This is a genomic window from Flavobacterium niveum, assembly GCF_055231775.1.
This window is the reverse complement of the sequence record NZ_JBUYSX010000003.1, coordinates 480,532-493,939: the sequence shown is the minus strand read 5'-3', so window position 1 is coordinate 493,939 and position 13,408 is coordinate 480,532. Positions and strand designations below refer to the sequence as shown.

The 13,408-nt window shown below is 47.0% G+C and carries 6 protein-coding genes; 5 read left to right on the top strand and 1 reads right to left on the bottom strand.

Annotated features, from left to right (window positions below; all coding sequences use genetic code 11):
- The first annotated feature begins 1 nt into the window (after position 1).
- The 3 genes from ACZIX4_RS10535 to ACZIX4_RS10525 all read left to right on the top strand — a co-directional run bounded on the left by ACZIX4_RS10535 (position 2) and on the right by ACZIX4_RS10525 (position 6,263).
- On the top strand, positions 2-1,546 hold the full coding sequence (locus tag ACZIX4_RS10535) for a rhamnogalacturonidase (RefSeq protein ID WP_463335594.1): 1,545 nt from the start codon (positions 2-4) through the stop codon (positions 1,544-1,546).
- Positions 1,547-1,647: 101 nt separating this feature from the next.
- Complete coding sequence (locus ACZIX4_RS10530) at positions 1,648-3,723, top strand: beta-galactosidase (protein ID WP_463335593.1); 2,076 nt, start codon at positions 1,648-1,650, stop codon at positions 3,721-3,723.
- Positions 3,724-3,950: 227 nt separating this feature from the next.
- The gene (locus ACZIX4_RS10525) at positions 3,951-6,263 is read left to right on the top strand and encodes a family 78 glycoside hydrolase catalytic domain (RefSeq protein ID WP_463335592.1); all 2,313 of its coding nucleotides are present in this window, start codon (positions 3,951-3,953) and stop codon (positions 6,261-6,263) included.
- 73 nt (positions 6,264-6,336) lie between these two features.
- On the opposite strand, the gene ACZIX4_RS10520 is transcribed toward ACZIX4_RS10525, so the two are convergent.
- Complete coding sequence (locus ACZIX4_RS10520) at positions 6,337-8,856, bottom strand: glycosyl hydrolase 115 family protein (RefSeq protein ID WP_463335591.1); 2,520 nt, start codon at positions 8,854-8,856, stop codon at positions 6,337-6,339.
- A 298-nt stretch (positions 8,857-9,154) separates the two neighbouring features.
- Here ACZIX4_RS10520 and ACZIX4_RS10515 point away from each other — a divergent pair, with 298 nt between their 5' ends.
- Positions 9,155-12,004, top strand: a complete 2,850-nt coding sequence (locus tag ACZIX4_RS10515) for a glycoside hydrolase family 2 protein (protein ID WP_463335590.1) — start codon at positions 9,155-9,157, stop codon at positions 12,002-12,004.
- Positions 12,005-12,037: 33 nt separating this feature from the next.
- The gene (locus tag ACZIX4_RS10510) at positions 12,038-13,396 is read left to right on the top strand and encodes a glycoside hydrolase family 88/105 protein (RefSeq protein ID WP_463335589.1); all 1,359 of its coding nucleotides are present in this window, start codon (positions 12,038-12,040) and stop codon (positions 13,394-13,396) included.
- The last annotated feature ends 12 nt before the right edge of the window (positions 13,397-13,408 follow it).

Here is a 13,408-nt window from a genome sequence, read left to right as displayed (position 1 = left end):
TATGAGGGCAATATTCACCATACTCCTTATACTATGTACCCATTTTACCTATGGGCAATCAACTGCCAAATCCCTTACGGAATATAACGTAAGGGATTTTGGCGCTAAAGGCGATGGCAAAACACTGGATACCGATGCCATAAACAAAGCTATCAATGCCGCCGCCGATGCGGGTGGCGGTACGGTGGTGCTCCCGGCGGGGAACTACCTGAGCTTTTCCATTCGCCTAAAAAGTAATATTACATTGCACCTTGCAGCAGGCGCGACGCTCATAGCTGCCAATATGGACGAGCATCCCGGTAAGTACGATGCCCCTGAACCCAACGTTTGGGGCGATTCCCTAAAGTACCAGGACTTTGGCCACAGCCACTTCCATAACAGCCTCATCTGGGGTGAAAACCTTGAGAACATTGCCATTACAGGCTTCGGGCGCATTTATGGCAAGGGCCTGCAAAAGTGGGGCAATGCCAAACCAGGTTTGGGCAACAAATCTATTGCCCTGAAAAAGTGCCGTAATGTAACCCTGCGTGATTTCAGCGTTTTGCATGGCGGGCATTTTGCCATACTGGCTACGGGCGTGGACAACCTTACCATAAACAACCTGCTGATAGACACCAACCGCGATGCCATAGACATCGACTGTTGCCGAAATGTGCGGGTGTCAGATTGTGCGTTAAATTCGCCCAATGATGATGCATTGGTACTTAAAGCTTCGTATGCTTTAGGTTATGCCGCCCCGACTGAAAATGTTACGATAACCAATTGCCAGGTGTATGGTTTTGATGAAGGTACTTTCCTGGACGGTACATTCCAACAGACACAAAAGGCCGCACCCGATAAGGGCGTGGTTACCGGAAGGATAAAGCTGGGTACGGAAAGTAACGGCGATTTCAGGAACATAACAATAAGCAATTGTGTTTTTAAGCACTGCCGCGGATTGGCTTTGGAAACCGTAGACGGGTCGGTATTGGAAAACATTACGGTCTCTAACGTGGTGATGGAGGACGTGCTGAATGCACCGTTTTTCCTGCGGCTGGGCAGCCGTATGCGCGGCCCTGCCGATGCCAAAGTGGGCAGCTTAAAGCGTGTGCTTATAGACAATGTGGTAGTCATTGCCAATAACCCGCAATACGGTTCCATGCTTATGGGCATACCGGGGCATGATGTGGAGGATATTGTCTTTTCTAACATTTACATTAAGGTAAAAGGCGGCGGTACCAAAGAACAGGCTACTATTGTGGTTCCGGAAAAGGAAAACTCGTACCCCGACCCGCAGGAGTTTGGGCAGATACCTGCTTACGGGTTTTACATCCGCCATGCGAAAAACATCAGGATGCAAAATATTACGCTGGAATTTGATGAAGCCGACTACCGCCCGGCATTTATTTTAGAAGATGTAAAGGGTGCTGAACTCATTGATATTAAGGCTGAAACCCTGCCGGGCGTACCGGTTTTTGACCTGAAAAATGTAACCGATTTTACCACCCGCAGGATAAATAAACTGAAGGATAAGAATATTAAAGCGATAAAAAGCTTAAAATTGTAAGTGTAAACCGGACACGAATTTCACAAATTTCCACTAATTATAAAGTTCAACATTTCGTGTGAATTAGTGTCTAAAACAAACATACAAACGCTATAACCAAAATGAAGAAAATTTTTACTTTTTTATTTGTGGCAGGCTTCATACTGAATGCCTTAGCCCAAAAAAAGCCAGTGTATTTTCCGGAAGGTGACCTCACTATTACAGGTGCGTATTATTACCCCGAACATTGGGACGAAGCACAGTGGGAGCGCGATTTCAAAAAGATGTCGGATATGGGCTTTGAGTTTGTCCACTTTGCCGAGTTTGCGTGGGCACAGCTGGAACCTGAGGAGGGCAAGTACGACTTCGCGTGGCTGGACAGGGCAGTGGCTTTGGCAGCAAAATACAAGCTTAAGGTAATCATGTGTACCTCTACAGCCACCCCGCCGGTATGGCTTACGCGCAAGCACCCCGAGATACTGAAAATGCGTGAAGACGGTACTTCTATGGACCACGGGGCGCGTCAGCATGCGTCTTTTTCGAGTGAAATTTACCGTACCTATTCCATGAAAATGATTGCCGAACTGGCTAAGCATTACGGTAAGGACGACCGCATTATGGGTTGGCAGCTGGATAATGAGCCTGCCAGTAACGTAGACTACGGCAAGGATGCCGAAAAGCGTTTCCGTGCATGGCTAAAAAACAAGTATAAGAATATTGATGCCCTGAACAAATCGTGGGGTACCAATTTCTGGAGCAATACGTATACTGATTTTAAGCAGATTAATATACCACAGCACAGCCAGTGGGGTATGAACCTGTACCAAAGGCTGGACCACAGCCGTTTTTGCGATGAGGAAACCGCTAATTTCCTTGACCTTTCCGCTAAGGAAATACGCAAGTATTCCACCCCTAAACAGTGGATTACCTCAAACTATATCCCGAATTACGATTCGCGTTACATCGGCAACAGCAAGCAGCTTGATTTTGTTACCTATACCCGTTACATGGTATACGGTGAGCACCAGGGCATTGGCACAAAAGGCTACCGCGTAGGCGAGTATTCGCGTATTGCTATGGCTAATGATTTTTTCAGGCCGCTTTCGCCAAACTATGGTGTTATGGAACTGCAGCCGGGGCAGGTAAACTGGGGTACTATCAACTCGCAACCCATACCGGGGGCCGTACGCCTGTGGCTGTGGCATGTATTTGCTGGGGGCAGTAAGCTTACCTGTACGTACCGTTTCCGTGCGCCGATTTACGGTTATGAGCAGTACCATGCCGGTATTATAGGTACTGATGGTATTACCCCAACACGCGGCGGCCTTGAATTTGAACAGTACATAAAAGACATAAAGCTGCTGCGAAAAAATAAAGGCAAAGCACAGGTTCCTGCGGATTACCTGAAGCGTAAAACCGCAATCCTGTACGACCCGGATAATACTATAGCTATTAACCAGAACAAGCAAACGGTGGTTTGGGATACCGAAGCCCACGTTTTAAAATACTACAAAGCGCTAAAAGGCCTTGGTGCACCGGTAGATTTTATCCGTGATTCTACGGATTTTGCCCAATACCCTGTTATTGTACTGCCTGCGTACCAACAGATGAGCCGCAAGCTTATTGCCAAGCTTACCGATTACGTAAGCAAAGGTGGTAACCTGGTGCTTTCTACCCGCACCGGCCACCAAGATGAACAGGGTCACCTTTGGGAAGCAAAGCATGCTGAACCGATTTGGCCGCTTATCGGCGCTGAAATAGAATTTTATGACCTGCTGAAGCCTTACGCGCCCGATACTGTACAAATGAGTGGCAACAGTTATGGCTGGACAAGCTGGGGCGATGTGCTGAAACCAACAGGTAATACCCAAACCTGGGCAACGTACGCAGGTGACTTTTATGCCGGTAAGGCAGCAGTAACCTTCCGTAAGGCGGGTAAGGGTTCAGTGACCTACGTGGGACCTGACAGTAATACCGGTGAACTGGAGCAGGCTGTATTGCAAAAGCTGTATGGCCAGCTGAACATTCCGGTGGAGAACTACCCTCCGGGTGTGATTGTAGAGTACCGCGACGGTTTTGGTATTGCAATGAACTATGCCGATAAGCCGTACGAAATGAAACTGCCGCAAGGCGCCGAAATACTGATAGGTAAAACTACCCTAAATACAGCTGATGTTTTGGTTTGGAAGCTTAAATAGCAGCTATAAATAAACAATGAAATTCATTCGTTCAACATAGTTAGTCAATTCCTTAAGAAGAAGGTTATTGATACAATTTGAATAAAAAATGGAACGTTTTGGTATCGTTTCCTTCTCTTTAAATACCATAATTTTGAAAATGCTATAGTGGTTGTTCTCACAATTATTATAGCATTTTCTGTTTTTAGTTTAAACAGTAATTATTCCGAATGTAACATGTAAACCAAATGAAAACAACGATTAATACCTTTGCTTTATACGCTTTGCTGTTAATTACTGCAAAAGCATCATATGCAAATATTACCGGCTTTAATTCTTTATACACTAAGGATGAGGAACCGGGACAGCAACCTCTACAATGGAAAGCCCAATGGATAACTATAGGATATGCCGAAGATACCACGGCTAAACCTGCACAGTATTTCCAAAAGAACTTTTCATGTGCTAAAAAAATTAAGAGCGTAACACTCTATATTACCGCCCATGGGCTTTATGAAGCTACGATTGGAGATACACGCGTAGGCAATGCTTATCTTACGCCAGGGTGGACGGATTACAACAAGCGCCTGGAGTACCAGGCGTATGATGTAACCAATATGTTGAAAAAAGGGGATAATTCTCTCACAGTTTCGGTAGGGAATGGCTGGTACCGCGGTGTCTTTGGATTTGAGATGCATGATTTTTACGGAAAAGAACTTGCACTCCTTGCCCAGCTTGAAATAATATATACCGATGGCAAAAAGGAAATCATCGGGACAGATACATCATGGAAGAGCGGCACGGGGCCGGTGGGGGCTAACAGCATTAACCACGGTGAAGTGGTAGACGGTAATAAAAGCATTATATGTGATAAGCCCGTTACTATAGCAAACACAGGCTACGATAAGCTGGTTGCCGATACCAGTGTACACGTTACCAAACACGAAACTTTTAAACCAACAAAAGTTATTACAACCCCCAAGGGTGAAACGGTGCTTGATTTCGGGCAAAACCTGGTGGGGTGGGTCATAGTAAATGCCGGTGGTAATAAAGGCGACAGCATCCACCTGCTACACGCCGAAGTTCTGGATAAGGCCGGCAACTTTTATATGGATAATATGAGGACAGCCAAAGTAAAAGCTTCCTATGTTTTAACGGATAAAAAACAGCTGTATGAACCGCATTTCACCTATTTCGGGTTCCGTTATGTAAAGGTAACGGGCGTAAAGGGGACTATTAATCCTGACGATTTTACCGCTGTTGCACTTTATGCGGATATGAAACCATCGGGTACTTTTGAATGCAGTAACCCCATGCTGAATAAGCTTCAGCAAAACATTGTGTGGGGGCAGCGTGGTAATTTCCTCTGTATACCTACCGATTGCCCGCAGCGCGATGAACGCCTGGGCTGGACAGGCGATGCGCAGGTATTTAGCCGTACCGCCGCGTTTAACTATGATGTAAACCAATACCTTACGCACTGGTTGGCAGACCTTGCCCTAAACCAGCAGCCGAATGGTTCGGTGCCGCATGTTATACCTGATGTGTTGAATGGGGCAGGCGGTTCAGCAGGCTGGGCTGATTCCTCTACCATCATTCCATGGACGCTTTATGAGGTGTATGGCAATAAGCAAATTTTGGAAACCCAGTATCCATCGATGAAAGCGTGGGTAGATTTTATGCGTAATAACACTAATAATAATCTGTGGAATACCTCATGGCATTTTGGCGACTGGCTAAGCTACCGAGACCCTCACGACGATGGTACCGATGCCATTACAAACAAGCAGGAAATTGCGCAGTGTTTCTACGCCTATAGTACACAACTGCTTATTAACGCCGCAACGGTGCTTAATAAAAAGGATGATGTAGCTTTCTACACGTCACTTTTAGAAAAAATAAAGGAAGCGTACAGGCACGAGTACATTACCGGTAGTGGCCGCCTGCTTAGCGATACGCAGACTGCTTATGTACTGGCATTGCAGTTTGATATGCTTCCAGAGGCCAACCGTGCTGCCGCAGCCAAATACCTTGCCGATAACATCCACAACTATAAAGACCACCTTACCACCGGATTTTTAGGTACGCCATATTTGTGCCATGTATTGTCACGTTTTGGGTATACTGATTTGGCCTATACACTATTGCTGCAGGATACGTTTCCAAGCTGGCTGTATCCTGTAAAAATGGGTGCAACCACCATATGGGAACGCTGGGATGGGATTAAGACAGATGGCTCGTTCCAGACCACTTACATGAACAGTTTTAACCACTATGCCTATGGCGCTATCGGCGACTGGATGTACCAAAACATTGCAGGTATTCAGTTGGGTTCGCCGGGTTATAAAAATATTGTAATTAAGCCAGTACCGGGCGGAGGGCTTACCTGGTGCAAAGCAAGCTATGATTGCCCTAATGGCAAAATTTCCGTGGACTGGAAACTTAATACCGGTAAGCTGGTGCTTGATGTTACCATACCGAAAGGCAGTACGGCTACAGTAATTTTACCTGATGGAAAAACGAAACAGGTAAATTCGGGTACACATCATTTCGAAGGTTAATTTTAAAAAGGCTTATAAACAAAAAATCGATTGGAATTTTCCAATCGATTTTTTGTTTAATATTATTAAAGTCCTATTTAATTAGTTCGCTTTTAATAGGGAACAGATAAAACTTACGGTTGGGTTTAAAATCAATCATCCACTGGTCGGCCACAATGTGGTTATCCAGTGCGGTTATGGTAAGGGTGTGTTTCCCTTTGGTAAGCTTGTGTTTGGTTTCGCGTACAGCCTGCCCGCGCAGTACATTGCTTTTCCACACCTCACTACGGAAAGGTTCCTTAAACGAACATATCTTTGGTTCTTCGTTATCTATTTTTACGCTAAAGCGTATGTCCCCCTTATCGTTCGGCTGGGTAGGGATAACAGCTGTACGCAATACCGCATCGCCATCCATCGGGCTGTCAAACTCAAACATAAGTGAACCCCCTTTCGGTATGGAAACGGCATTCATGCTGTGTCCCAAAGATTGTATTACCTGCACATTCCCGGTGCTTTTGTTGTAATCTTTGGCATTTTTGGCAATAACACCATCGGTAGCAAGTGGGGCAGGGGCCGCTTTGGCAACAGGTTTTGTATTGGTAGTCGCGGCTTCCGACAACGGAAGCTTTGGCGCGGCAAAAACATGCAAATCCCTTGGGTTGTAACTCATGGAGTGTTTCCATTTCCCGCCAGACAGGGTGTTGTTATAATAGTCGGTAAGCTGTACAATCTCATTGTAGGCATTACGGCTGCTGGTACAGGCGTTTATAAGGCTTGTGTTTTTAGCCCATTCACTTTCGGGGATTATAGCCGCAATGGTATTGGCGCGTTGTGCTTCCAGCCACTTAGCCGCCATAGCCGAGGCACCGTATACCGGATATTTCACCGTAATGAAAAACGCATCCTTATGGGCAGGGTCTATGTCTTTTTCGGCTTCATCAACCAGTTTTTTTATGTTTTCATAATCGGCCAGGTACCGGTCCAGCTCCCCGCCAAATTCCGTAATACTGAATTCTGAGTTTATAACAGGCGTCCAGCCCTTAGGGTATTTCTGCTTGTCTTCCTCCACGCGGCTCCAGCCCATAAACTCAGGGCGGCGTATACCGCACAGGCGATAAAATTCCTGCATGGCCGGTACCAGCTTTTGGGCAGCTTTCTCACCAAATTCACGCTTAAGCCAGTTTTCCCTGTGGTTGTTGATAGTAGACGGCGTAACCGATTTAAAATCCCATGCCAAATCCAGGAAAAACTCAAGGTCGTAAGCGGCAGGCTTCAGGTCGTGTACGTTTACAATCCACAAACGGCGGGCATTGTGGTTGTAGGCTTCGCTCATTTCGTTGTAAATAAGCCCCGGCTGTGTAGTGGTTAGCCAAAGGTAATCGTGCGGGCGGCCCCAGTAGCTCAGGTGGTAGTACACCCCGGCACCACCGCTGCGTTTTTGCTGTTGGCTGTCGCTAAGGCGGGTCATATAACCGTAGTTATCGTCGCACCAGGTAAGGGTAATATCATCGGGTACGTTCAGGCCGTTTTCATAAATAGCAAGTACCTCTTTATACGGTACAAACTGCTGCGGGATTTTTGTAACGTCCTTATTAATGTATTTGGCAAGGAGTTCGCGCTGTTCGTAAATCACCTTTTGCAGGGCATCGGTTTTTTCCTGAAGGGTATGTACGCCCTCCATTTCACCGTCGTGTACGCCACGCATGCCTATGGTGTAATAGTTTTCCAGCCCCTGCACTTCCTTCAGGCGCTCAGACCAGTAATTAATCACGGCATCGTGGTTGTCTATAAAGTTGAAATGCCCGCGTACGCTTTCATCCCATTCGCCTACGTTGTTGCGCATCAGGGGCTCACAGTGCGACGTACCTATTACAATACCGCATTCGTTAGCAGCTTCCTTGGCTCCGGGTGTAAAATAAAACGGAACGGTAGCCCCGTGCATGCCCGGCCATATAGCATTGGCGCGCAGCCTCATCAGCAGCTTAAAGACTTCCTTATAGGTTTTACCCGAAATAAGGCCGTCTTTGCCCTGAGGGTCAAAATGCTTCCAGCTCCAGGGTTGCAGCGACCAGTCTTCATCGTTAATAAAAATACCACGATAGGCCACAGAAGGGTACTGGAAACTCCTGTAATCTGTAGCAATGGTAAGCTGCGTTTTTTTGGCGGGGGGCACATCGGCCCACCACACCCACGGTGATACACCGGCCAGGCGCGACAGTTCCAGTATACCGTAAGCAGTGCCGCGGGCATCGCTGCCCACAACCAGTATCTGGTTCTTTACCACCTTAATAAAGAATGCATCGGCCCTTGTGGCAAGGCTGTCTGCGGGTACGCCAAGCGAGCGCAGCCCGGCTGCATTTTTTGCATCCAGAAGCACTATACGGATGGTAGCCGCCTTTTCAGGAGCCTGTTGCGGCAGTATGCCCGTAACAAGCTTAAGGTCATCGATAAACATCCCGATAGCGGTTTTTACTACCACCGGTGCGGGCTGCTTCAATGAATAAGTAACCGGCTTCTTTCCGTTAAACCATACCAGCGGGGCGTCTTTTGCCCAAGATGCGGTAACGGTGAGTAAGCCGATAAGCAGTAAACAAAATGTTTTTTTAATACACATAAATACTTTGGTTTTAATCAAATAAAATTAGAATTATAACAAAGCAGCTTTCGGGGTGTGTATGTAAAGGGCAATGTTACGTTTTTTTTACCGGGTGGGTAACCTGTCCTTACCTGCTCCGGGTAAAATAATACGGAGTAAATACCCGCTACCGTATATGAAAATATTGTAAATTTTTATAGGGTAAAATATTTGATTTACAGTACTGTAGGTGTTTAGGGTGTATTTTACAGGACAGTTCATGACAGTGGTTTACCGCAAACGTTTTAGATTAGCAGGATATTATAAATTTTATCTGATGCGTAAAATCTTTTGCCTTTTAGCCGCCGGTATAGCAAGTATGCAGGTATTAGCCCAGTCAAAACAGCTGCAATACCTTTCGGGGACCGATAATGAGCATACCGTGGCGTGGGACTTCTGGGTAACCGGAGGCCGAAATTCGGGCAAATGGAGCAAGATACAGGTGCCGGGGCATTGGGAACAGCAGGGTTATGGCGCTTACAACTACGGGCGTGACTATGTAACCTACGGCAAAAACTTCCGGTTTAATGATGAGAAGGGGATTTACAGGCACAGCTTTACCGTACCGGACAGCTGGAAAGGACAGCAGATAAACATTGTTTTTGAAGGCTCCATGACCGATACCGAAGTGAAGGTAAACGGGCAGGTGGCCGGGGCAGTGCACCAGGGATCCTTCTACCGATTTAAATATAACATTACCGATAAAATAAAATTTGGCAAGGAAAACAAACTCGAGATAACCGTATCTAAAATGTCGGCCGATGCTTCGGTAAACAATGCTGAAAGGCTTGCGGATTATTGGATTTTCGGCGGGATTTTCCGTCCCGTGTACCTTGAGGCCGTTCCGCAATCGCATATAGAATGGACCGCCATTGATGCCAAAGCCGACGGCGCTTTTACAGCTAACATCCATCTTGAAGGTGTGCAGCAGGCCGCTGAAGTTTTGGTTGAAGTAAAAGGTAAAGACAATAAGGTAGTTGGTTCGGGTACAGTAGCCGTAACGGCAGGTGATACATTGAAGCAGGTGAAGTTTGCCGTAAAAAATCCGCTGCAATGGACTGCCGAAACACCCAACCTGTATACGGCATATTTTACGCTGAAACAGGGAGGCAAAACAGTGTATACCACCAATGATAAATTCGGTTTCCGTACTATTGAAGTCCGCCAGGGCGACGGTATTTACGTAAATGGCGTGAAGATAAAGATGAAAGGCGTTAACCGCCACGTATGGTGGCCGGAAACGGGGCGTACCATCAATGCGAAAATAGACCTTGCCGACGTGCAGATTATCAAAGGCATGAACATGAATGCCGTGCGTTGTTCGCATTACCCACCCGATAAAGCGTTCCTGCAATACTGTGATTCACTGGGGCTTTATGTTATAGATGAGCTTGCGGGTTGGCAAAAAGCCTACAGCACCCACGCGGGTATACCATTGGTAAAGGAAATGGTAATACGCGATGCCAATCACCCGTCTATTATATTCTGGAGTAATGGTAACGAGGGCGGGCATAACTTCGACCTTGATGATGATTACGGCAAATACGACCTTTCGGCGCGCCCGGTAATCCATGCCCACCACAAGCCGGGCAATGACTTTGGCGGCATCGACTGCAACCACTACGAAAACTACTACAGCAGCAAACAGATCATTGAAGATAAAAACATTTATATGCCTACCGAGTTCCTGCACGCACAGGACGATGGCGGTGGGGCGGCTTCGCTGGCTGATTTCTGGGAACTGCACTGGAATACCAAGCACGGTGCGGGCGGGTTCATCTGGGCATTGCTGGATGAAGGCATTGTTCGTACCGACCGAGACAACCGTATTGATACCAATGGTATCAACGCACCCGACGGGCTGCTTGGCCCTCACCGCGAAAAGGAGGGAAGCTACAATGCCATTAAAGAGATATACTGCCCGGTAAAGATTACCATGACGGGTATAGATGACAAGTTTAACGGTACCATACCGGTAGAAAACCGTTACCACTATACCAACCTTAACCAGTGTATCTTTCAGTGGGAACTGGTGAATTTTAAAAGCCCAAAAAGCAGTGTGTACGGCTATACTACTTCGCAAAAAGGCAGTGTAAAAGCGCCAAACGTAAAGCCGGTACAAAAAGGCGAAATAAAACTGGCATTGCCAAAAGACTGGAAAGGCTATGATGCGTTATTGCTTCGTGCTACAGACCCGCAGGGTAACGAACTGTACACCTGGACCTGGAAAATAAAGAAGAACAAGGATATTGTTGAAACCCTTATAAAATCGCCTGAAAAGCAATCGGAAGTTACGGCCAAAGATACTGATGCCGGGATAGAGCTTTCGGTGAACGATATGGTGGTAACCATCGGTAAAAAGGACGGCCTGCTTACGGCTGTGGTACCTGAAAAAGGTAAAAAGATGTCTTTTGCCAATGGCCCTGTACTGGTTTCGGGTACTGCTATGCTGCAAAACATCAGGTCGTATAAAGACGGTACTGCACAGGCGGTAGAGGCTACCTATACCGGCGATATGAAAAAAGTAACCTGGAAACTGAAGCCGAATGGCTGGCTCGAACTTTCGTATGAATATACTGCCGAGGGTGAATTTACATACTCGGGTGTGAGCTTTAACTACCCTGAAAACTATGTGTTTGCTGCCAAATGGCTGGGCAAAGGGCCGTACCGTGTCTGGAAGAACCGCATGCAGGGCACTACGCACAACGTTTGGGAAAACCTGATGAACGATGCCGAAACCGGTCATTCATGGGGTTACCCTGAGTTTAAAGGCTACTATGCCGATGTTACCTGGCTGCAAATGGACACCGCCGAAGGAAAGTTCCTTGTAGGTACAGAGCAGGACAACCTGTTTGTACGCCTGTTTGATTTTTACGGGCTTACCGGCCCGGTACCGTCGCCGGAGTTGCCAAAAGGTGATATTTCGTTCCTGGAAACCATACCTCCTATAGGCAGTAAGCTGGCATTCAATATTAATAACAAGACCGACCAGCTTGGCCCGTTAGGCGAACTGAACAAACTTACCGGAACTAAAAAACGTACCCTTTATTTCTACTTCGGTACACCGGAACCGGATAATAAAGAAAAGCAGTTTGTAATGCCATCGGAAAACATACTCACAGATTAACCTCATTAAACAATAGCTATAACCACAAAGGATATGAAAAAAAGATACATTTTACCGCTGCTTTGCGCCATGGGCCTGCCTGCAGCTGCACAATACGTAAACGGTAAGGGTAGTGATGCCACATCGCCGCTGCACCTGCAAAAACCCGATTACACCATACCTTACGAAGTACCGAAACAAGAGGATGTAAAAGCGGTGCTGGACCGTATGTTTACCTACCTTGACGGGGCTACCCCGGCCATGATGATAGATAAGAAAACCGGTGCCGAGTATACCAATACCAAATCGATAGACAACAATGTAACGCTTAAAATGGGCGATTACCGCCTTAACAGTTACGAATGGGGCGTTACCTACGGAGCCATGCTTCGTGTGGCCGATGTTACGGGCGATAAGCGTTATTCGGAATACGTTCGCAAACGTTTTAATTTTATAGCCGCCTGGATGCCTGCCATACAGAAAGCGGTAGAAAGCGGTAAGCTTACCCCAAAGGAGGCTCCGTTTATGGCATTCCTGAAACCACACGCGCTGGACGACTGTGGCGCTATATGTGCTGCCATGATAAAGGGCATCAGGTCTAAAAACGTAGACGGGCAGCTGAAGCCGCTCCTGGATATTTTTGCTGATTTCATTAGCAATAAAGAGCACCGCCTTTCAGACGGTACGCTGGCAAGGCTGCGCCCGCTTAAAAATAGCCTGTGGCTGGACGATATGTACATGGGCATACCGGCATTGGCACAACTAAGCCTATACACCGGTGAAAAGAAATATATGGACGATGCTGTAAAACAGTTCAAGCAGTTTGTACCGCGTATGTTTAATGCTGAAAAAGGCGTTTACATGCATGGCTGGATTGAAGGCATGGAGCCGCACCCACAGTTCCATTGGGGCAGGGCAAACGGCTGGGCTTTACTAACCGCTACCGAGCTTCTTGATGTAATGCCTGAAAACCACCCTGACAGGGCTTATGTGCTGGCACAATTCCGTGCGCATGTAAAGGGGCTTGCGGCTTACCAGTCGGGTACGGGCTTCTGGCACCAGCTGCTGGACAGGAACGATTCGTACCTGGAAACTTCGGCTACAGCCATATATGCCTATTGTATAGCAAGGGGTGTTAACAACGGCTGGCTGAATGCCGAAGCGTATGCACCTATGGCACTACTGGCCTGGAACGCTGTTTCAACCAAAATAAACGACAAAGGCGAGGTAGAAGGTACCTGCGTGGGTACCGGTATGGGCTTTGATCCTGCGTTTTATTACTTCCGCCCGGTAAACAACAAGGCTGCACACGGCTACGGCCCGGTGATTATGGCGGGTGCCGAAATCATACAGTTGGTTAAGAGCAGCGGCCTGAAGATAAACGACAGCGCCATACATTATTACCAGAAGTAATCCTGAAAAGCC